16 protein-coding genes and 2 pseudogenes are annotated in these 20,472 nt (G+C 62.4%); 12 read left to right on the forward strand and 6 right to left on the reverse strand.

Features of this window, described 5'->3' with window-relative positions:
• The first annotated feature begins 225 nt into the window (after positions 1 to 225).
• Positions 226 to 642 carry a DUF1499 domain-containing protein gene (locus tag LJE91_15585; protein ID MCG6870094.1) on the forward strand — a complete coding sequence of 139 codons (417 nt, stop codon included), beginning with the start codon at positions 226 to 228 and terminating at the stop codon, positions 640 to 642.
• A 113-nt stretch (positions 643 to 755) separates the two neighbouring features.
• Here the strand turns inward: LJE91_15585 and LJE91_15590 are convergent, their stop codons facing one another.
• Positions 756 to 1,301 (reverse strand): hypothetical protein, encoded by a 546-nt coding sequence (locus LJE91_15590; protein MCG6870095.1) that lies wholly within the window; start codon positions 1,299 to 1,301, stop codon positions 756 to 758.
• A 51-nt stretch (positions 1,302 to 1,352) separates the two neighbouring features.
• Positions 1,353 to 1,973, reverse strand: a complete 621-nt coding sequence (locus LJE91_15595; protein ID MCG6870096.1) for an HdeD family acid-resistance protein — start codon at positions 1,971 to 1,973, stop codon at positions 1,353 to 1,355.
• Positions 1,974 to 2,198: 225 nt separating this feature from the next.
• On the opposite strand from LJE91_15595, the gene LJE91_15600 reads away from it, so the two are divergent.
• Positions 2,199 to 3,359, forward strand: a complete 1,161-nt coding sequence (locus LJE91_15600) for a glycerate kinase (GenBank protein MCG6870097.1) — start codon at positions 2,199 to 2,201, stop codon at positions 3,357 to 3,359.
• 17 nt (positions 3,360 to 3,376) lie between these two features.
• Here LJE91_15600 and LJE91_15605 read toward each other — a convergent pair whose 3' ends face one another.
• On the reverse strand, positions 3,377 to 7,279 hold the full coding sequence (locus tag LJE91_15605) for an AAA family ATPase (protein ID MCG6870098.1): 3,903 nt from the start codon (positions 7,277 to 7,279) through the stop codon (positions 3,377 to 3,379).
• Positions 7,280 to 7,743: 464 nt separating this feature from the next.
• On the opposite strand from LJE91_15605, the gene LJE91_15610 reads away from it, so the two are divergent.
• On the forward strand, positions 7,744 to 8,061 hold the full coding sequence (locus LJE91_15610; GenBank protein ID MCG6870099.1) for an H-NS histone family protein: 318 nt from the start codon (positions 7,744 to 7,746) through the stop codon (positions 8,059 to 8,061).
• A gap of 455 nt (positions 8,062 to 8,516) precedes the next feature.
• Here LJE91_15610 and LJE91_15615 read toward each other — a convergent pair whose 3' ends face one another.
• Positions 8,517 to 9,440, reverse strand: coding sequence for a phosphorylase (locus LJE91_15615; GenBank protein ID MCG6870100.1), 924 nt, complete (start codon positions 9,438 to 9,440; stop codon positions 8,517 to 8,519).
• A gap of 224 nt (positions 9,441 to 9,664) precedes the next feature.
• Here LJE91_15615 and shc point away from each other — a divergent pair, with 224 nt between their 5' ends.
• Positions 9,665 to 11,644 (forward strand): squalene--hopene cyclase, encoded by a 1,980-nt coding sequence (shc, locus tag LJE91_15620; GenBank protein ID MCG6870101.1) that lies wholly within the window; start codon positions 9,665 to 9,667, stop codon positions 11,642 to 11,644.
• 98 nt (positions 11,645 to 11,742) lie between these two features.
• Here the strand turns inward: shc and LJE91_15625 are convergent, their stop codons facing one another.
• A complete protein-coding gene (locus LJE91_15625) occupies positions 11,743 to 12,342 on the reverse strand; it encodes a hypothetical protein (protein MCG6870102.1) in 600 nt (199 codons plus the stop codon).
• 231 nt (positions 12,343 to 12,573) lie between these two features.
• Complete coding sequence (locus tag LJE91_15630; GenBank protein ID MCG6870103.1) at positions 12,574 to 13,677, reverse strand: AI-2E family transporter; 1,104 nt, start codon at positions 13,675 to 13,677, stop codon at positions 12,574 to 12,576.
• A 208-nt stretch (positions 13,678 to 13,885) separates the two neighbouring features.
• Between LJE91_15630 and LJE91_15635 the strand changes: the two genes are divergently transcribed.
• The 8 genes and pseudogenes from LJE91_15635 to LJE91_15670 all read left to right on the forward strand — a co-directional run bounded on the left by LJE91_15635 (position 13,886) and on the right by LJE91_15670 (position 20,257).
• Positions 13,886 to 14,734 carry a peptidylprolyl isomerase gene (locus LJE91_15635; GenBank protein MCG6870104.1) on the forward strand — a complete coding sequence of 283 codons (849 nt, stop codon included), beginning with the start codon at positions 13,886 to 13,888 and terminating at the stop codon, positions 14,732 to 14,734.
• Between the two features lie 174 nt (positions 14,735 to 14,908).
• Positions 14,909 to 15,526 carry an OmpA family protein gene (locus LJE91_15640; GenBank protein ID MCG6870105.1) on the forward strand — a complete coding sequence of 206 codons (618 nt, stop codon included), beginning with the start codon at positions 14,909 to 14,911 and terminating at the stop codon, positions 15,524 to 15,526.
• Positions 15,527 to 15,956: 430 nt separating this feature from the next.
• Positions 15,957 to 16,703, forward strand: a complete 747-nt coding sequence (locus LJE91_15645) for a hypothetical protein (protein MCG6870106.1) — start codon at positions 15,957 to 15,959, stop codon at positions 16,701 to 16,703.
• Between the two features lie 10 nt (positions 16,704 to 16,713).
• Positions 16,714 to 17,700 carry an iron ABC transporter permease gene (locus LJE91_15650; protein ID MCG6870107.1) on the forward strand — a complete coding sequence of 329 codons (987 nt, stop codon included), beginning with the start codon at positions 16,714 to 16,716 and terminating at the stop codon, positions 17,698 to 17,700.
• Between the two features lie 24 nt (positions 17,701 to 17,724).
• Positions 17,725 to 18,525 carry an ABC transporter ATP-binding protein gene (locus LJE91_15655; GenBank protein ID MCG6870108.1) on the forward strand — a complete coding sequence of 267 codons (801 nt, stop codon included), beginning with the start codon at positions 17,725 to 17,727 and terminating at the stop codon, positions 18,523 to 18,525.
• Positions 18,526 to 18,646: 121 nt separating this feature from the next.
• A pseudogene (locus LJE91_15660) lies at positions 18,647 to 18,902 on the forward strand (NADH:ubiquinone reductase (Na(+)-transporting) subunit A).
• A pseudogene (locus LJE91_15665) lies at positions 18,902 to 19,074 on the forward strand (NADH:ubiquinone reductase (Na(+)-transporting) subunit B). Before LJE91_15660 ends, LJE91_15665 begins: the two co-directional pseudogenes overlap by 1 nt.
• 136 nt (positions 19,075 to 19,210) lie before the next feature.
• Positions 19,211 to 20,257, forward strand: a complete 1,047-nt coding sequence (locus LJE91_15670) for an FAD:protein FMN transferase (GenBank protein MCG6870109.1) — start codon at positions 19,211 to 19,213, stop codon at positions 20,255 to 20,257.
• The last annotated feature ends 215 nt before the right edge of the window (positions 20,258 to 20,472 follow it).

A 20,472-nucleotide genomic window follows, 5' to 3' on the forward strand; every position in this document is an offset into this window, starting at 1 on the left:
ATACCAGATCGCGCCGGATTTTCGTTCGTCATCAAGGCGCGACAACAGGCGCATAGTCGAACTATGTAACGGTTGTCGCAACACGGAGGACGGACGACAAAGACAAGCAGGATGGTATGTCATTTGACAGAAATCGCCTTAACCGGGCATGGCAGATCAAGCGCCGCTACCCTGCATGCCCCTCGTAACGGGATCCTTGCGGGCCTGATTATTCTCCTTCTGACAATGCCGATTTTCTCCTGTTCAGGTAAACGGCCAACCGACCTGGGGCGCTCCGACAGTGGTTTGGCCCCCTGCCCGGACACGCCCAACTGTGTCTCGAGCGACAGCCCCGATCCCTCGCATCATGTGCCACCGCTGACCTTTAACCGGTCACAGGAGACTGCCTGGGCAAAGCTGGTCAGCGTGGTGACAGGCCTTCCAAGGACGCGGATAGTCGTTCAATCGGACACCTACCTTCATGCCGAATGCAGCAGCGCCGTCTTCGGGTTCGTCGATGATCTGGAGTTCGATCTTCGGGGGGCGGACGGCATCATTGCCGTGCGCTCGGCCGCACGACTCGGCAGTTCCGACCTTGGCGTCAATCGCCGACGGGTCGAGAAGATCCGCCGGCTCCTAGTGGAACAAGAAGGAGCTTTGTAGCGTCAGCGAGCAGTTCGACATGCGCACTGCTCGGGGAGTTCCGGAACGCCGCTGCGCATTGTCTGGTATCGGCGGCGTCGTGATTTCACGACGCCGCCGATACCGCAAAGGGCCTATTTTTTCTCGGGGATGTTGTACTTTAGTTCCGGCCACACCGCGAGGCCAGCGGCTTCGCGGATGATCTGACCGCTGTCCAGATCGGCGGCCAGTTCGGCAAGCGCCGTGCGGACGGCCATCTTCCCGGAACCGGTGATGCCTTCGAAACTCCCGGTCCCGCCAGTGATCTTGAATTCACCTTCGCAGGCGCCGAGATCGCCTTCGCAACGGAATTCCGCGAAGATTACGTCCTCCTCGGTATCGCCCTTGATGATGCAGTTACCGGAGGCCTCGCTCTTGTTCGACGATACGTCGATGGTATGGGACCCCGGGCAGAGAATCTCTGTCGCGTCAAGCGACCCCTTTCCGCCGTCGATATACATGATCCCCTCGGCCGTCCCTTGAAACAGGAGCTTCTCCGGGCCGATCGGAAAGACCTTGCCCTCACTGTTCCAGGGCGCAAGGATCTTGACCGTGCCCGATTCGGCCAGGGCCATTGAGGAAGATGCGCCCAGCAACGTCAGGGCCGTAATACCAGTGATCAATCGGTACAGGTGTGTCATATTCACGTTCTCCGATGGTTTTTCTGATTGACGTTAGTTTTGCGGTATGCCTCAGGCGGGTTCGGCCTGCCCTGCGGCATTGCCGTCCTTGCCTGCTTTGGCTGCCTGACGCGCAGCCAGCGCCAGGAACACATACGACCAGCCGTGGAATATCATCTCGATCGCCACGAACAGACCGATGACCCAAAGCCCGGAGACCGGCCACTGTGCCAGGATGATCCCGCCGAGGACCAGGGAGACGATCCCCGCGAACACCAGCCATCCCCAGCCTTTCTCGCCTCGTTGCTGGAACCCCATGATGATACGCAGCACGCCGATGCCGAGCAGCAGGCCGCCGAGCATGGCCGTCAGGGGAAGCGCCGAACGCAGGGGCTCGAACACCATAATCGCACCGGCAGCGATATACAGCAGCGCGATCAGTACGTGCCAGATGACAGACTTCCATCCCTTGCATTGGAATGCGTTCACGAGCTGAACCCCGCCGCCGACCAACAGCAGTGCGCCGAGAAACAGGATACTGACACCGGTGACGAACACGGGCATGCCGAGCCCGATGGTGCCGAGCACAATGAACAGGATGCCAAGCGCGAGCATCCAGCCCCAGTACTTGCCAACCTCGCCAAAAAAGGTCTCCACTTCGGGGGGGACACCTGTTGTAATCTCTTGAGCCATGAAAATTTCTCCGAAATTTGGTTTGCTGCTGCCGGGCTGTTTCCGACTGAGACTGATCGAAAAGGGCCGGCAGTATACCGCAACGCACGGGCGTCTCCATCCTGCCCGTATGACACCGACCGTCGAGAGGTCTTCGAGGACAACCCGTTCCCAGGGATCGGCAGTGATCGAGGAGCATGGAGCAAAACCCCGGGAGGTTTCAGAGACCTTGGAAGGCCCCCCGTCGTGAAGATCCTGGTGTTGCCGGACTCCTTCAAGGAAAGCCTTTCGGCGACCCGTTTCTGCGAGATCGCCGAGGCTGTCATTGATCGACGGCTGCCTGGATCAAACGTCGTGGCCCTGCCGATGGCGGACGGTGGAGAGGGTACCGCTGAAGCGCTGGTCATCGGCACCCGCGGAGAATTCGTGCGGATCCCGGTCACGGGCCCCATGGGCGAGACGGTCTCGGCGCGCTACGGTCTTCTCGGTGACGGCACCACGGCGATAGTGGAGATGGCCGAGGCCTCAGGTCTTCCCTTGGTCCCCGAGGGGTCGAGAGATCCGCTCCGAGCCACCTCGAGGGGAACCGGTGAACTGATCGTCGATGCACTCGACAGGGGTGTGCGCAGAATCGTCCTGGCACTGGGCGGTTCAGCCACCAACGACGCGGGCGCCGGCGCGCTCGCCGCCCTGGGAATCGATTTTCGCGACGCGCAGGGTGACGAAGTGGGAGGTGATGCAGTCTCGCTCAATCGTCTGAGAACGGTATCAATGGCACAGCAGGACCCGCGCCTGAAGGCGACCGAACTGATCATCGCCTCCGACGTCACCAATCCTTTGCTGGGCGAGCGCGGCGCGACATATACCTATGGACCCCAGAAGGGCGCGGACGGCGGGCAGTTGCGCGTCCTGGAAGACGCCCTGGCCAACTTCGCCGGGATCACGACCCTTGAAACCGGCAGGGACGAACGCGAGACACCCGGCGCCGGGGCCGCCGGCGGCATGGGGTTCGGTATCCTGAGTTACTGCAACGCGTCAATCGTGAGCGGATTCGACGTCGTCGCCGATGCCTACGGACTGCAGGAACGGCTCGTCAGACAAAGATTCGACCTGATCATCACGGGTGAAGGTGCGATCAACCTCCAGAGCGTGCAGGGAAAGCTGATCGGGCGTATCGCGGAACTCGGCCGCCGGCGCGAAATACCCGTTATCGCCCTGGCAGGCGCGATACAGGGCGACGTGTCGGAACTTTACCGACTCGGCCTGACCAGCATGTCCAGCATCCTGGACGAGCCGATGTCCCTGGACGACGCCATGCGCCAGGCCGAGCCGCTGCTCGAGAAAAAACTGGTCGACCTCTGCTCGCTGTTCGATCGGTTCATCGGCAAGGGGTCGCGGACCGCATAGGGCGTTCGTCGAGGTCATCAGACCGCAAGTTCGGTCATGGCGCATTCCAGGTCATGCCGCCACGGCTCAAGCCCTGCCTGCTGCGCCTGGTCGGCGAGTCCGGCCAGGGTCCGGCGCAGGGCGTCGTTGCGCTCTCCCCGTCCTGCCCTGGCCAGCGAGCGTCCATAGTCGATGATGAATCGGCTCAGGGGCAGGGGTTCGTCGCGAGTGTAGCGATCCAGTTTGATCGCATAGTACTCCGCCGCATCCCAGTTCCCGTCTGCCAGGCTGACGGCAATGGCCGCTTCGTAGAAATAGAGAAAATTGTGGCTGACCGAATCGGTCTGCAGCAGGCGTTCTCCCTCTTCCAGGGCCCACCGCCGACGATCGGAATCATCGGTCACACGTGCCAGAATGCCCAGGATCATCGGACCCGCGTAGGCGAGTCCGTGTTCCCGGCAGGTGTCCCAGGCTTCCAACACCAGCCGGATACCGCCCTCCATGTCCCCGCTTGCCGCGGCCAGGCGGCCCAGCATGGATTTCACCTCGGCATGGAAGAGCCCCGCGCCGAGGCTTGCGGTCAGTGACAGGGCCCTGGTGGCCTCCGTGAACGCCGCTTCATGCCTCCCGGTGGTGATCAGCACCGTCGCGACGATGTCGCGGGCCAGCGCCTCGTCGCGCGGGTTTCCCGCATGCTGGGCCATCCGGGCGGCATCGCGGGCGTCATTCAGGGCATCGTCGATCCTCAAGCGGTAGAAATTGCAGATACCGCGCATGGCGAGATTGGGCATCTCGATCCTGCCAAAGCCGAATTGGCGACACAGTCGCACACACTGGTCGAAATGAGAATGCGCGGTGATCATCCGGCCGCACAGGTACCAGGCGTCTCCCAGTCCGCTCAGTGCCCTGGCCTCCAATTCCCTGGATTCTATCTGCCGCGCGAGTTCGAGGGCGCGTTTGTGCGACTGCAGGCACTCGTCGATCCGCCCGAGGGGAAACAGCACATTGCCGCGATGATAGTGAATGCGCGCCAGTTCGTCCCGGCAGCCGGCGGCCTCCGCGGTGGATTCAACCTCGGCCAGCGCCTGCAGCGCGTCCTCGTGGCGGTCCTTGACGATCAATCCCGCCGCCGCGTCGATCCTGGCGCGACACCGATCGAGCGGGCCCGTTGCCGCGGCGTGTGCCGCCTCCTGGGATGCCAGCGCCTCGTCCACACGACCACATTCGAGCAACACGACGCCACGGAGGTTCAGCAGTGAGAATCTCTCCCCTTCCCCGTCTTCTGGCTCCAGTTCGAGTCCGTGTGCGATCAAATCCAGGGCAGAATCGTAGCGCCATGCCGAGGTCTCTCGCCTGGCCGCCTCGAGACAGGCCGCCCCGGCCGCGGCGTCCCCGATGCAGAGAAGGTGCCGGGCACGCAGTACCGGATCCCGCAGCCGATACCAATCCGCCGCCTTGAGGTGCAGCTCCCGGCGCCGTGACGGCAGAATGGAGGCGTAGATCCCGTCCCGGATCAGGGCGTGGGCGAACAGGTAGCCATCGGATTCGGGTTTCACCAGACGCTGTTCCAGCAGTCCCTCGAGACGGTAGGCCTCGTCTTCCACGAGGAAACACAGGGGAGCGGGGTCGAATCGCTGTCCCAGCACGGCGGCCGCCTGCGCCGCCTGCCGGTCGCTGGCCGAGAGCCCGTCCAGGCGCGCCCAGACGATGCTCTGCACCGAGTCGGGGACGAAAGACGGGGACTCACGGGTCGTCCTCAGCAATTGCTCCAGGAACAGCGGGTTGCCCCCGGACCTGCCGACACAATGTCTCGCGGTTGCGTCGTCCGTGCCGGTGATCGAACGGGCGAGCTGCATGGCGTCGTTCTCGCCGAGCGGTGCGAGATCGATGGTGGTCAGGGGAGTGCCGTGCATCGCGCCGCGCCAGGCGGGGTCGAGCGGTTCACCTTCCACGCGCGAGGTCATGACCAACATCACCCTGCCCTCGTTGGCCACCTCGGCGAGCCGGGCGAGCGCATCCATGGTCGAGCGGTCTGCCCAGTGGATATCTTCGATGACCAGAAGCCTCGGTGCCACCTCGCTGCTCCTGAGGGCAAGACGGGCCAGGGCCGCTAATTGTCCAGCGCGGCGCTCCGCGGCACCGCGGGCGTCAAGCTGAGATTTCAGCGAGACCGGCAGGGTGGCACCCAAAAGGTCATGCAGGGCCGCCTCCTCGTCGACGGAAAACATTCCGGTCTCGACGGCGTTGCGGATCGCCGCGTGTACCGACAGGCCGGCGGTGCGGGATTTCAGGTGCAGCATCTGCCGCGCCAGCGACCGCAGCGCACCGCCCGCTCCGGTGGACCCGAAATCCAGGATCAGGGCACGATGCGCGAGAAAACCGAGGCCGTTAGCCAGGCGCATGAACTCGGTCACGAGCCGGGTTTTGCCAATCCCTGCCTCGCCACGGACCAGGAAGACCTGTCCGCAGTCCGTTTCGATGCAGGCATCAAGCGTCGCCTCGAACTGGCGCCTTTCCTTTACCCGCCCAACGATGGGAGCCGGACCCGTATCGGCGTCCTCGCCCAGGAAATCCCTGAAGCGCCACGGCGAGTTTCCGGGATTCGACCCCTCATCGCGAACGCGTTCGGCGGCGACCCGTTCCGCGATACCCTGGTACGCGCTGTCGCCCAGAAGGAGTTCTCCCGCCCTTGCCTGCGCCGCGAGCCGAACCGCCTCGTTGACCGCGGCTCCGGTCAGGATCGGCTCCGCTTGGGCGAGGGACGGCGACATCGCGACCAGCACCCGACCCGTGGTCAGTCCCGCGCCCATCGCAAGTGCCGCTTCCTCGCCGGGACACCGCGTGTCCCCGATCGCCCGGATCGCCTCGGTCGCGGCGCGCAGACCGCGCTCCACGTCGTTTCCCTGTGTGCGCGGGACACCGAAGGCCGCCATGACGGTCTCGCTGAACTGCCGGACCACCTTGCCGCCGCATCGGGAAACCACCTGATCGACCCGTGAGTAGTAGCGGGTGAGCAACTCGTAGAGCTGCTCGGCGTCCAGTAAAGCAGCCAGCTTGCCGAAGTCCGCGAGGTTCGTGACGAGCACCGCAGCCTGTCGCAGTTCCGCGGTTCCGGCATTCCCCCGCGCGGGCGGAGGGGATTCTCCCGCTACCGGTGTCGCGACATCGGGGAGCTCCGGGGCCGGCGCTTCGGTGTCTCTGCGGGACAGCAGGTTTCGATACAGCTTCTCGGTCGCGGCCTCCGGTTCGACACCGAGTTGTCGTTCGAGCGCACCGCGACAGATCCGATATTGCCTCAGCGCCGCACCGTGGCGGCCCTGACGGACGTAGAGCTCCATGAGTCTTCGATGAATGTCCTCGCGCAGCGGATCCAGCGACAGCAGCTTGAGCGAGAGCCGTGTCGCGGACTCGAGCCGCCCCGCGGCGGTCTCCTCCTCCGCCAGGCTGGTGAGTACGGCCAGCGATCTTTCGTGCAGGCGGATACGCACCTGCATCAACCAGTCCTCAAATGCCACGGAGCGTGGATTGAATCCCTCGAGAAACTCACCCTGGTACATTGCGGCGGCACGACAGAGGTCTTGAGAATCGGTCGATTCGGCAAGCTGCTCGAGGCGCAGGGCATCGACCTCGATGGTGCCGGGCGCGACCTGGATCGAGTCGGTATCCGCCGACAGGATCGGGGGATCGGTTTCGGGCAGGGCCTTTCGCAACGACGCCAGTGCCTGACGGAGACTGTGTCTGGCCTGCGCATCGCCGCTGACCTCCCACAGCAGCGACGCCAGCGCCTCCCTCGAGCGCCTCTCGCCCGGTATCATCGCCAGCAGCGCCAGGAGGGCCTTGGCCTTCCTGGCCGGGATCGGCACCTCCACCCCGTCGGCGCCGAACAACTGAAACCCGCCAAGCAGAGACAGTTTCAGGATGGGTTCGACTGGCGATGGCATCGTGGCGTCTTCAGGGTTCATGAAGGGTGGCGGAGCGCGCCCCTAGCTTGCGCGGCGAGTGCGGATTCTTCCACGCACGCATACGAGTGCACAACTCGCCGGGATATCGCAGGGCCGTCTCCTGGGCTCTTGGCCCGTTGCACGGTGGCGTAACCAGCCGAATGCTCGACGGGGGACGGAATATCCGTAGATATAATCGCCTGGACATCATGCCGATAATCTGGTCGAGTTATTAATAGCGGAAGTTGTGGATAACCGGACGCAGGGGTATCGGCACGTTTCGTACAGTGGAATAAAAAGTTCTCTTTCCCCTCTTGATTCCTTTGGCAATCACTATTATCTTGTTGCTACTCGTCGCATGGGTGATGTCTGTTTCCATTTTTGCGGCGAGGCGCGTTTTCCGGAAAGAATCCGGACATTGTAAAAAATGTCTTCCAACCAATAAGTGATTACAAGAGGATTATATGGCAGCGATAGATTTGACCCGCCTTTCCGAAAAGGAACTTGACAAACTTTCCTCGGACATTGCCAAGGAACTCAAGCACAGGCAGGAGGAAGAAAGAAAGCGGGTATTGAAAGAGATGAAGGAACTCGCCGCATCCATCGGATCGACGGTCGAGGAACTGGTGGGTGCGGGTACTCCGAAGAAGCGCCGTATACCGGCCAAGTACCGGAATCCCAAGGACAGTTCGCAAACCTGGACCGGCCGTGGGAAACAACCCAGGTGGATTCGGGATGAACTGGCCTCAGGTAAGAATCTGACCGATCTTCTGGCGGCCTGACAAATCTGCTCCGGATTGGCCGGGCCGTTGTACTTAGGCGAGTGTCGGGAAATGGCATACCGGATCGCGTCGGATTTTCGTTCGTCATCAAGGCACGACAACAGGCGCATCGTCGAACCATGGAACGGTTGTCGCAACTGAGAGGATGGGCGACAAAGACAAGCAGGATGGTATGTCATTTGACAGAAATCGCCGAATACGCTGACAGTTAAGGTGTCGCCTTGTGGCGGGACAAAACTGAAACCATTCAGGCGATACTGGATTCGATTTCGAGATACGTCGGAGTGACAGCTATCTGCTGATCAGCGAAGGCAGCTCGTAGATCGCAATCGGCCAGATCGGCAAGCCAATGATAATGGATACGGCCGAGATCCGATAAAGAGCATGGTCATTCGAATAGGTCCTTGCCGGTTTTGTCGCAAAGATCTTCGGGCCATAGGGGCGCAAGCAGGAGATCATCCGAGTTTTCGGGGGAGGCCTGCTTTCTCCAGAACCGTGAGTGGGCCTGAATCCCGAATCGTCTGCAGTTCGTCATCGTCCCGCGCCAGTAGGGCGCCGACAAATCCGAGGGCATTCACCTCGGCAGGCCCCACGGGGGCTTCGCACCGGGGAACGAACATAATCCAATTTCGGGTCAGGAGCAGATTGTAGGGCGGCAACTGACGTGCTCCCGCCGTGAATTCGGACCGGAGACCCGAGCGCGCCCGCATCTCGTGGTACACAGACAGGGCTTCCTGCCCCCCACTGACCGGATCATATAACCATTGTGGGTCCACGCCGGATATGACGTGCCGAAACGGTAGTTCCCGGTTCTCGGATAATCCGCCGCATGCCGCGGCATGGGATATCCAGGCTCCCAGCGGAAGGTCCGTATCCGAGCCGGGCAGCGGCAGTGGGATCATCTGCAGGTGTTTGTGTTCCTGGCTCGCCCCGGCGATGCGTCCCGCGTTGTAGAAGGCGAGGCCCTCGTACTCAGCGAGGCAACGCCACGCCGATTCGAAGTCGACCGCGGTCAGTGGCGACATCTGGTGCTCGAACGCACGCGTGACGATCAGCAGATGGTGGTCGACCAGGTTGAACTTGTTCAACAGGCAGACGTGCGTGGCCGAGGCATCGGCGACATAGAGGGTCGGTTCCCAGGGTTGGAAGGGATCGACGTAGTGACCCTGACGAACGGAGGCTTCACTCTGTGCCCTCGCGGCCTCGATCTTGTGCGCGATCGCCGTCAGGATCCGCACCTGAAACCGGATCCGCTCCTGTTCGACGATCTCCAGCCGTGCCGTGACGGGCTGCAGTGCGCCGCTGGCTCGAGCGGACGCCGTGGTTTCCACGACCCGTTCCCAGAGCATGCCCGGTTGATCGATCAGTGATGTGCTCATCGATGATATTCCCCCGCGCAACGCTCCCTGGACTCATGCGACGCATCTCGGATTCCCGGGTGATGGGTGCCCGTTATAATCGAAACCCGAGGCACCTCGTAAGAGGAAGCGCCGAATTCTTTCATAGACACCAGATCTAATCCGTGAATACGCAGCCTCAGATCTCACAAACACCCGACGCCACACGGCCGGCACGCCCCACCCGAGGCGGGAAATCGCTTGCCATGGCTATGGACGCGGCCCTGGGATGGCTGGATGCACATCAGGACGATTCCGGGTTCTGGGTCGGGATGCTGGAATCCAACTACTGCATGGAGGCGGAGTGGCTGCTGGCGATGCACTTCCTGGGTGTGCGCGACCAGACGCGCGAGGATGCGATCATCCGCGGCATGCTCGAGGCACAGCGTGAGGACGGCGCCTGGGAGATCTACCATGACGCCCCTTCGGGCGATATCAACACGACCGTCGAGTGCTACGCCGCGTTGCGCTCGACCGGTATGCCAGCCGACGATCCTGCGCTGGCGAAAGCCCGGGATTGGATCCTGTCTCACGGCGGTCTGCGTGAGGTACGGGTCTTCACCCGTTACTGGCTGGCATTGATCGGTGAATGGCCGTGGGAAAAGACCCCGAATCTCCCGCCCGAAATTATCTTCTTCCCCCTCTGGGTGCCCTTCAACATCTACCATTTCGCCTCCTGGGCGCGCGCCACGCTGGTACCCCTGTGCATCCTCTCATCGCGGAGAGAGGTGCGCCCTCTCCCCGCGGACCGACGTCTCGACGCGCTGTTCCCCGAGGGACGGGAGCGCCAGGACTATGCCCTGCCCAGGAAGGGTGGCGGCATCTGGGACCGTTTTTTTCGCCTCACCGATCGGATTCTGCACGCCTATCAGCATCTCGGCATCACGCCATGGCGGAGTCTGGCGGTTCGCCAGTGCACGGAATGGGTCATCCGCCACCAGGACGCCGACGGCGCCTGGGGCGGTATCCAGCCTCCCTGGATCTACTCGCTGATGGCCCTGAACGCCGAGGGGTATCCCCTTTCGCATCCGGTGCTCCGAAAGGGGCTGGACGCCCTGGATGCCCACTGGTCGTATGAGCGAGGCGGTGCTCTGCACATCCAGGCCAGTGAGTCGATCATCTGGGACACCTGGCTCTCCCTGCTGGCGATGCACGATTGCGGGCGTTCGCTGCGGGATACGTCATCGATGGTGCGGGGTTTCGACTGGGTGCTTCGGCAGCAGGTGATCGCGCCCGGCGACTGGCAGGTCAAGGTCCGCGGCGTGGCTCCCGGCGGCTGGGCCTTCGAGCGGGCCAACCTGGCGTACCCCGATGTGGACGACACCGCCGTGGCCCTGATCGTGCTCGCGTTAGTTCGAACGGATTCCGACGATCGCGCCCGGATCGACGAATCCACACGCCGCGCTCTGGACTGGACGCTCGCGATGCAGTGCCGCAACGGCGGCTGGGCAGCGTTCGACCGGGACAACGACAAACAGATCCTGACGAGGATCCCTGTCAGTGACTTCGGCGAGGCGTTGGACCCGCCCAGCGCGGACGTGACAGCGCACGTCCTCGAGGCGCTCGGTCTGCTCGGGATGAACGCCACCCATCCCGCGGTATCCCGTGGTCTGACGTTCATCCGCAACGAGCAGGAGACCGACGGAAGCTGGTTCGGCCGCTGGGGGGTCAATCACATCTACGGCACCGCGGCGGTGCTCCCTGCGCTGCGCGCCATCGGTGAGGACATGTCGCAGGACTATATCCGCAAGGCCGCCGACTGGATCGCCGAACATCAGAACGACGACGGGGGCTGGGGCGAAAGTTGTGCCTCGTACATGGACATCGCCTGGCGCGGCCGGGGCAAGAGCACGGCGTCGCAGACCGGGTGGGCGCTGATGGCTCTGCTGGCGCTGGACAATGACGACCACCGTGAGGCCATCGAATCCGGTGTAGATTACCTGATCTCCACGCAGCTTGAAGGCACGTGGGACGAACCGGAGTACACCGGGACTGGTTTTCCGGGCTACGGAGTCGGCGCGAGGACGGATCTCGGGGAGACCGACCTTTCCGAGCGCCTGCACCAGGGGGGCGAGCTGCAGCGAGGGTTCATGATCAACTATAACCTGTACCGTCACTACTTCCCGCTGATGGCCCTGGGACGCGCAAGGACATTTCTCGAATCACACGCCCCTTCAGAGCATTAGCTTACCGTCGTCGCCGCTTTCTACCCGGAATGCTGTCCTCCAGATCATCGATGAGGTCGGACGTCGGGCCGGATCAGACTCGATATCACCCACCGGAATTACTGTCTGGGCTTGTAGTTGAACCTCATTCCGGCGAGCGCGGCCTCGTACATCAGGCCCCCGCGGGCGATGGTGAATGTCGCCATACCCCTGGTGTACGCGCCAGCAGTCTCGGCCGTGCCTCTCCCACCGCTGATGCCAGCGGAACTGCCCCCGGTTGACGCTGCGGCGGACGCCCCGGCGGTGATCGCCACCGCGGTCGCCTGCGCGGAGAACTCGAAATTGCCTGAGGTAAACTCGTTGAACGCACGCTCGTCCTCGAGGAAGATCATCATGCTGTAGATCTGACCGCCGAGCTGGAATCCGATGCTCAGCTGGACCATGGTGGAATTGCCGACCCACTTACCCTGCCGGTAGACGCGCCCCTTTCCGATCGCGCCACCGATACCCGCACCGCCCTTGCCGATGTTGGGGAACACGGCATAGCCATAGGCGGTATCGAAAAAGCTGCCGCTCTGACCAGCCTCCTGGAAGGCCTTGATCGTTTTTTCATAGCTCGCGGAATCATCTTTCCCGGCGGTCTGTTCCTCTGCGACGGCATTGGCGAACGGTAATGCAAAGACCAGTAACAACAGAGACCTAGCGAGTTTCTTGACCATGGAGATGTGTCCTCAGTTTGATTTGCGCGGTACGACAGAGGCGATTTCTGTCAAATGACATACCATCCTGCTTGTCTTTTCGTCCGTCCTTTGTGTCGCGACAACCGTTCCATACAGAGAGAATAGCAAAAGCGGCCGCTTCACCGGTGATCGCGCCGGAGGTATTCGTTTACGCCATCACCTCCGCAGTTCTTTCTTCTTCGCTCGCCATCTGTCCGATTCCTGTTTCGTCTATTCTGCGGCGGGCATGGTCCCCGCGCTGGGCGCCGGACCACCTTCCAGCCAAGCCATGAACAGCTTGTATCCCAGCGCCAGGACGACCGAGCCGACAAACAGGCCGATAATACCCGACAGCATCATGCCGCCGATCGCACCGAGGAGAATCACGAGCATGGGGATATCGACCCCCCGGCCCAGCAGCATCGGCTTGAGGAAGGTATCGCTCATGGATACGAACAGTGCATAGATGGTGAACAACACCGCGGGCAGGGTCTCCATGGCGCCGAATGCGTAGAACGCGATCGGCGCCAGGATCAGCAGCGGTGGAAGTTGCACGATCGCCAGCAGCAGCACCAGCAGGGCCCAGATCCCAGCGCCGGGGATATCGGCCACCAGCAGCCCGATACCGGCGAGTATCGACTGGATGAACGCCACGCCGAGTACGCCCTGCGCGACACTGCGGACCGTTGCACCCGCCAGATCGGCGAATTCCGGCCCACGCGGTCCGACGAACCGCGTCCCGATGGCCCTCGCCGCGCGTCGCCCCCCTTCCGCATTGACCAGGAGCACGCCAGCGATGACGATCGCGATCAGGAACTTTAGAATGCCGGCGCCGGCCCCCGCTGCAGCGGAAACCAGCCAGTTGCCGACAGATTTGAGCTGTGGCGCGATCTGGTTCAGGGCTCCCTCCAGGTTGGTCGACGCCATGGCCCAGAGGGCGTGCAACTGCTCACCGACCAAGGGCCAGTCCGCCACGCCATCCGGTGGTGGCGGTACCCGCAACGTCCCGTCTTTAAGTCCTTCTGACACCGCGCCGACAGTATCCACCATCGAACCGGAAAGCATGACGACCGGCACGATGATTAACAGGAGCGCGAGGAAGGTGAACAGTGTCGCCGCCAGCTTGCGGCGGTGCCCGAGCCTGCTCTCCAACTGCGCGTAAAGGGGGTGCGCCGCAACCGCGATGACGATGCCCCACATGATCGGGTCAATGAACGGCCGAACGATCATCAGACACCACAAGGCGATCAGAAAGATGAGTCCGAGACGGATCGCGACCTCGACGGGTCGGTCCATGCCGGCGGAAACAGGCTGACCATGGTTCGCGTTTGTCATGGGTTGTTTTCCTTGATCGTTGGACCGTAAGTCGTTACCAGACTCGGGCTCCGCCCGTCCGGAAAACCCTGTCACACGGGATTGTATCCGGGCACGGGGTATACGTAGCTCGACGAGCGTGGGTTATTATCTGTGTCATTTCCCTTTCCGTCGACTCTGCCCGATAGCGTCCCGAATGCCACCCGAATCGCAAGAGGTAAGAATTGCCATGAAACGTCGGTTTGTCGTCCCTTTCGCCGCTGCCCTGCTCCTTGCCGTTCCCCCGCTCCACGCGGACCAGGTGATGGCCCGGGTCGGGCAGTACAAGATCTATCATCGGCAGCTTGATGATGCCGTCCACTCCTCCGTGTTCGCGCCGAGGTACTTTCTGGTCGGCACGGGTGAAAAAGGCCAGATTCGCGGCAAGATGCTCAAGCAGATGATCGACGACGAACTGATATATCGCCAGGCGTTGGCCGAGGGGCTGGACAAGTCGAAGGCATACCAGAAGAATCTCAAACGCGTGAAAGCGGCTGGAAACGCGACGAACCCCGAGCGCCGGGCGCTGATCGAAACCTTTTTGACACAGAAGCGCAAGGAATGGCGTACCAACGATGCCATGCTACGTGCCTACCTCATGCAGAATCCGGACCTCGGGTTCGAGGCAGACTCGCGTCGACTGGCCCAGATCGTCGTTGAAGAGGCGTCCGAGGCAAAAGAGATCCTGAGGCGACTGGAAAAGGGAGAGGATTTCGCGGATCTGGCGCACGAGTTCAGCATCGACCCCTACGGTCGCAGGAATGGCGGTGATATGGGCTGGATCGAGGTCGGGAGCGGGATGCCCGAAATCGAGAAGGCATTGGAGAAGACGAAGAATGGCGAGACCAGCGGCATCATCAAGTCCTCGGACGGATTTCACATCGTGCAGGTCATCGATTTCAGAAAGGGCAGCAAGAAAGCCTTTTCCGAGATTCGCGATCGCCTGACCGAGATTCATCAAGAGAACATGATGCGTTCGTATACCAAGTCGCTGAGAAAGAAGTATCCCGTCGAATGGTCGTTTCGCGGCTCCCGCTAATTCGTTGCGATTTTGCAACGACAGAGATTTATCGCGACAACTTGTCGTTTCTGTGTCACAATAAGACGTAATATAGGAATTCAGTATATCACTGTATTCCTATATTTCCGGTAGTGCTTGAATTCTTTGTGCTACACTCAGACTTTAATAACTGAACCCGTGTGGGAGTCAATAATGAGTCAGAAAACCATAGCAAAACAGGTGGGTATCGCCTTAATCACCCTCGCTGCCGGTTCCGCTTCCCTGTCCGTACAGGCCGGGACGGGATACGTCCAGGCAGGCAGTGGCGAATACTGGCGGGGCAGCTACGGTAACTGCGTCCGTGGTGGCGAATTCACCACAGAGGGTTACACCGAAGGATGCGATCCGGAGCCGGTTGCAGTGGTCGAGGAAGAGGTCATCGTTGTACCGCCGCCTTCTGAGGTGATGGAAACAACCGTCCTGGAAGCCGACACCCTGTTCGCATTCGACAGCGCCAAACTCCAGGAAGGTGGTGAAGCGGCCCTGGACGACCTGGCGGCCGGCATTGACAACATGACCGAGGTCAACACCATCTCGGTCGCCGGTTACACCGACAGCACCGGCCCCGAGGATTACAACATGGGTCTTTCGGAACGTCGCGCTGAGTCCGTGAAGGACTTCCTGGTTTCCAAGGGGATTTCTGCCGACACGATCGAGACGAAGGGTTACGGCGAAAACGATCCCGTTGCCGACAACAGCACCCGGGAAGGCCGTGCCAAGAACCGTCGCGCCGTCGTAGCGGTGGAAGGCGAGAAGGTCGTCGTTCAATAAGAGCCGACGATTTCGGGTCTGCCGGGCGATACCGGTGCGGCGGCGCTGACCGCCGCCCGGGTTGTCAGCAGTCAAACCTTTCTTCCGTTCCATTTCACCGCCGGCCGGCCCGCTCCGTCGAGTGCTATGATGGCCCGTCACGACCCTGCCCTCCGTCTCCACCACCAAACCGCGGTGACCTGTCATACCGATGTCCAGAAGCCCTGCGCCGATAGCCTCCTGGCGGGGCCTCTTCGCATTGCTGAGCATTCCGCTATGGATAGCGACGGGTTGCCGTGATACCCCATCGCAGGCGCCGGCAGACACGCATGATACCCCCCGAATCATTTCCCTAAGTCCCGCGATATCTCGGACCCTGGTCGATCTTGGCGCGGGCGGTTACATCGTCGGCAGAACGCCGTTCTGCGTTGCGGTGGAGGCATCCGTCCCCGTGGTCGGAGACCTCAATCGCATCGACTACGAGAGACTTGTCAGGCTCAATCCCACCCATATCGTGCTGCAACCCCCGTCCACCGGTATCGACGCCGGTCTCATCCGGCTCGCCACCGAGCGGGGCATTGTTGTCAGAGGCTGGCCACACCTTGACGGTGTGGCCGACATACGGAGGCTGGTGCATGAGTTACCGGGTTCCGTCGCCGGGGATGGAACCGTTCTGAATTCGCGGATGGCAGTTAGGGCTGCCGAGATCGAGGCGGCGCTGGACGATTTGCTCGATCCGCGAAACAAACCTCGATTCAGCGACGATGTCATGGTGATCGGAAGGATGAATCCGGTCCTGGCGTTTGGGCGTGGAACCTACCTCGACGATGTGCTCTCCGCCCTCGGCGCGCGCAATGCCGTAGCGTCAAGAGGCTGGGTTCAGCTCTCCCTCGAGGACGTCATCCGGATCAATCCTCAAGTGATCGTTCTGGTCGCCGGGGGTGCTTCAGGAGGTGAGCCGACTGACTTGTCCAGGTTGCACGATCTCCCGGTGGGCGCGGCAGAATCGGGCCGTGTCGCGGTGCTGCGGCACCCGGATGCCCTGTTACCCTCTAGCGCGATCGTCGAGGTCGCAGCCGCCCTTCGCCGGATACTGGTCGAACTGAACCGTGTTGACACCACTGCTGCGTTACCCGACACCTCAGCCACGCATGCTGGGACCCGCCCTGTGGTAGCGCGCGGCGGACCCCCGGTCTGAGCCGGATCGAATGCGGCCGGGCGCCAGAACGGGACTGGTTCTGCTCGTGGCGGGCGCCATCGGGATCTGCCTGATTCGTATTCTCATCGACCGGGATCCGACCGGGGTCATCGGGCTCGCCCTGCCGGCACCGGAGTACGCGCGTTATCGCTGGGTATCGGCGCTCAATGCCGCGATCGCTGGCGTCGCGCTGTCCGTTTCCGGCTTGCTGCTGCAGGCCCTGCTGAGGAACCCCCTGGCATCGCCTTACATCCTGGGGGTATCCAGCGGTGCGGGGCTCGGTGTCATGGGGGCCTTCTACGCGGCCTACGCAACCGGCGCGGGCGACCCCGGCGTCGCGGGCAGCGCGGTGCCCGCCGCAGCCGGCGGGCTGATCACCCTGGGTGTCGTCTATGCGTTGAGCCAGCGGCGAGGCTGGCTTGATCCCGTGTCGCTGATCCTGATCGGCGTGGTCATGTCCACGATCTGCGCCGCCGGAATCATGTTCCTTCAGCACCTCGTCCCCACGGGACTGCGTGGGGAGTTCACCACCTGGCTGATGGGGTACATTCCCGAGGACACACCGACCGGTTCGATCACCCTGGCCGGTGCGGCGACCCTGTTCGGGCTGGGGCTTGCATTCTCGATGGGGCGCGCACTGGACATCGTCAGCCTGGGTGATGACGAGGTGCGTGGCGTGGGACTCTCGCTCGGGCCGACACGACTGCTCCTGTTCACACTGGCAGGAGTGCTGGCGGCGATTGCCGTGACCCTGGTAGGCCCCATCGGGTTCGTCGGCCTGATCGCCCCCCATGCCGCACGCCTGGTCCTCGGACCCGCACATCGAGCGCTGGTGCCCGGCGCAGCACTGTGCGGCGTCATCCTGCTTGTCGGGGCCGATGCCGCGAGACAGGCCATCGATCTGGGCGCCGGGCGCATGCCGCCCGGGGTCTTCACCGCATTGATCGGCGGGCCGCTGTTCATCTGGGTGCTGCTGTCGCAGCGGAATCTTCATTGACCCCCGCTAGTGCCGGAGCGAACCATGACCGTCGTCATTCAGAATCTTCAGGCTGGCTACCGGGACCGGACCGTCCTGCGGGGTATCCACACGAGCGCCCGGCCCGGACGGATCACGGTGATCATCGGCCCCAATGCCGCGGGCAAGTCAACACTGCTGCGCTGTATCCTGGGCTCGCTGCGGCCTCGTCAGGGCCGCGTCCTCGTCGACGGGGAACCCTCGCACCGGATTCCTGCGAGACATTTGGCGAGCCGGATCGCATGGGTGTCTCAGCGACCACGGGTTTCCGCACCGTTCACGGTTCGGGAGATCGTTACACTGGGTCGATATGCCCTGGCGCCCGCCCCCGGTCGCGTCGAGGAGGCGATCGAGCAGCTCTCCCTCCGGGACATCTCCGATCGCGCCTGGCAGGAGCTCTCCATCGGGCAACAGCAGCGCGTGGCGCTTGCCCGGTCGCTTGCGCAGATCTCTCCGGACGGACATCTTCTGCTGGATGAGCCGACCTCCGCCATGGACCTGGGCCATGTCCGCCAGGCGCTGTCGTTGATGCGGCGCATCGCGGACGCCGGCGCGTCAGTGATATGCGCAACCCACGATCTCCCACTCGCCGCGGGCTTCGCAGACGCGGTGTGGGTGCTGGACGACGGCAGACTGGTCGACAACGGTCCGGTCGACGAGGCGATGTCGCCTGATCGTCTGGAGTCGGTCTTCGGTGTCCCCTTCGCCTGGATCAACGGCCCGGACGGCCAACGTCACCTGATCTCCTCGGTCGTTGACCTCGGCCTTCAAAGTACGCGAGCCAGGGTTAATCAGGGTACGGAATGAATCTTCAGACGCAGTTCTGTGACAATCGAATGGCCCGGCAGTATTTACATTGAAGTTCGCGTTCGGCATCCTTAAACGCCGCCTGTGACACGCCTTAGGCGATTGCCGGAAAATGACATACCAGACGCGCCTGGGAGCGAACACGAACGAGCTGGTCAGCGGGGAACTGGAGCCAGGTGAATCGCGCGTCATCTCCGGCTCGGTGTTGGCCGGTTACCAGGCGGTCGGTCACGTCGCTTACCTGGGCCGATATCTCCGGTCTCGGTCCTGCGCGAGACGAGTAAGATCCATCGTTGCGCACCTTCGTCGATCCCGGCAAGTACGATTTCGGGCCAATCCTGCGGGAGAATCTCCAGCGGATTCTCAGGGAATGCTGATGCGGGGATTACGAGAGTTTCTCGACAGGGTCGAACCGTCGTTCTCCCGGGGCGGAAGATTCGAGCGGTTGGCGCCCTGTACGAGGCATTCGACACCTTCATCTACACCCCCGGAGACGTGACCCGCGGCGCGCCTCACGTCAGGGACGCCATCGACCCGAAGCGGGTCATGATCACCGTGCCGGAGAACATTCTGCTTGACGATTTTGGCGGATAAGGGAAGGCCGTCGCCGGAATGCGGGGTCGGCGTCTGCGCGAAAGCGGGGATCAAACCTCGGGCTGGGCGTTCGCAGTTTGGAATCCGGGCTGTGTTGAAACGACTGACTCTGGGTGGCGCGGCACTGATCGTGGTTGCGTTGGTGCTTGCTACGGGCTGCGATCGTGCAGGAGACCAACGACAGCAGACGGATCTGCATGGACTGACAATGGGCACCACGTGGTCGGTCAAGGTCGTCGGACCGCTCGGACCAGATGGCGGGGCCCTCGGGCAGCGAATTCAGGAGACGCTCGACGAACTGGAGTCACGGATGTCCACCTACCGCGATGACTCGGAACTCTCGATCCTGAACCGCAGCGACGAATCGGGCTGGATCCCGGTATCGCGTGAGTTGTACGAGGTTCTCGTCTCGGCCTGGGAGATCAGCGAGGCAAGCGACGGCGCGTTTGATGCGACCGTCGGACCGCTCGTTGACTTGTGGGGTTTCGGCCCGACCGAGGGCGCTCGCCGCGTACCCCCGGATGAGGACATTGCAGCGACCAGGAAGCGGGTGGGATTCACGCGGTTGCGAATCCGTGGGGATCCGCCCTCTGTTCGCAAGGACGTGCCGGATCTGTCCGTAGACCTCTCTGCGATCGCAAAAGGCTACGCGGTGGATCGGGTCGCGGCCGTGCTAGACAGCGAGGGGTTCGGCGACTACCTCGTCGAGATCGGGGGGGAGCTTCGCGGCAGGGGCACAAACCGCACGGGGGTGCCCTGGCGGATCGCTATCGAGAAACCGGACCCGGGCGCCCGTGAGGTCTACGCAATCATAGCCCTGGACAATGCGAGTGTGGCGACGTCAGGGGGCTACCGGAATTTCTTCGATGCGGATGACGGGCAGATCTATAGCCACACGATCGATCCGGATACGGGACGTCCCGTGACCCATGACCTTGCCTCGGTGACCGTCGTCGGAGCTTCGGCGATGCGGGCCGACGCCAATGCCACGGCCCTGATGGTGCTCGGACCGGACTCGGGCTATGCCTATGCGGTGAGGGAGGGCGTCGCGGCATTCTTCGTGATCAAACAGGAGGGCGGTTACCGAGACCTCGCGACCCCCGGGTTTGCACCTTACCTTGCGACGCCGGATACTTAAGCAAAGCACGTCGGGGACCTCCAGATGCGGGCGCACTGAGAAATCGAGACGTGGCCGAATTCGTGATTGCTTTTCTGATGTTCTTTGCCGCGCTGCTGGCCATGGCCGTCGGGGTCCTTAGGCGATTTCTGTCAAATGACATACCATCCTGCTTGTCTTTTCGTTCGTCCTCTGTGTTGCGACAACCGTTGCATAGTTCGACTATGCGCCTGTTG

Source organism: Gammaproteobacteria bacterium (genome assembly GCA_022340215.1).
Lineage (GTDB): Bacteria > Pseudomonadota > Gammaproteobacteria > JAJDOJ01 > JAJDOJ01 > JAJDOJ01.

Coding starts and splice junctions, on each gene's coding strand:
- LJE91_15585 (MCG6870094.1), top strand. CDS start 226: ATGCCGATTTTCTCCTGTTCAGGTAAACGGCCAACCGACCTGGGGCGC.
- LJE91_15590 (MCG6870095.1), bottom strand. CDS start 1,301: ATGACACACCTGTACCGATTGATCACTGGTATTACGGCCCTGACGTTG.
- LJE91_15595 (MCG6870096.1), bottom strand. CDS start 1,973: ATGGCTCAAGAGATTACAACAGGTGTCCCCCCCGAAGTGGAGACCTTT.
- LJE91_15605 (MCG6870098.1), bottom strand. CDS start 7,279: ATGCCATCGCCAGTCGAACCCATCCTGAAACTGTCTCTGCTTGGCGGG.
- LJE91_15610 (MCG6870099.1), top strand. CDS start 7,744: ATGGCAGCGATAGATTTGACCCGCCTTTCCGAAAAGGAACTTGACAAA.
- LJE91_15615 (MCG6870100.1), bottom strand. CDS start 9,440: ATGAGCACATCACTGATCGATCAACCGGGCATGCTCTGGGAACGGGTC.
- shc (MCG6870101.1), top strand. CDS start 9,665: ATGGCTATGGACGCGGCCCTGGGATGGCTGGATGCACATCAGGACGAT.
- LJE91_15625 (MCG6870102.1), bottom strand. CDS start 12,342: ATGGTCAAGAAACTCGCTAGGTCTCTGTTGTTACTGGTCTTTGCATTA.
- LJE91_15630 (MCG6870103.1), bottom strand. CDS start 13,677: ATGACAAACGCGAACCATGGTCAGCCTGTTTCCGCCGGCATGGACCGA.
- LJE91_15635 (MCG6870104.1), top strand. CDS start 13,886: ATGAAACGTCGGTTTGTCGTCCCTTTCGCCGCTGCCCTGCTCCTTGCC.
- LJE91_15640 (MCG6870105.1), top strand. CDS start 14,909: ATGAGTCAGAAAACCATAGCAAAACAGGTGGGTATCGCCTTAATCACC.
- LJE91_15650 (MCG6870107.1), top strand. CDS start 16,714: ATGCGGCCGGGCGCCAGAACGGGACTGGTTCTGCTCGTGGCGGGCGCC.
- LJE91_15655 (MCG6870108.1), top strand. CDS start 17,725: ATGACCGTCGTCATTCAGAATCTTCAGGCTGGCTACCGGGACCGGACC.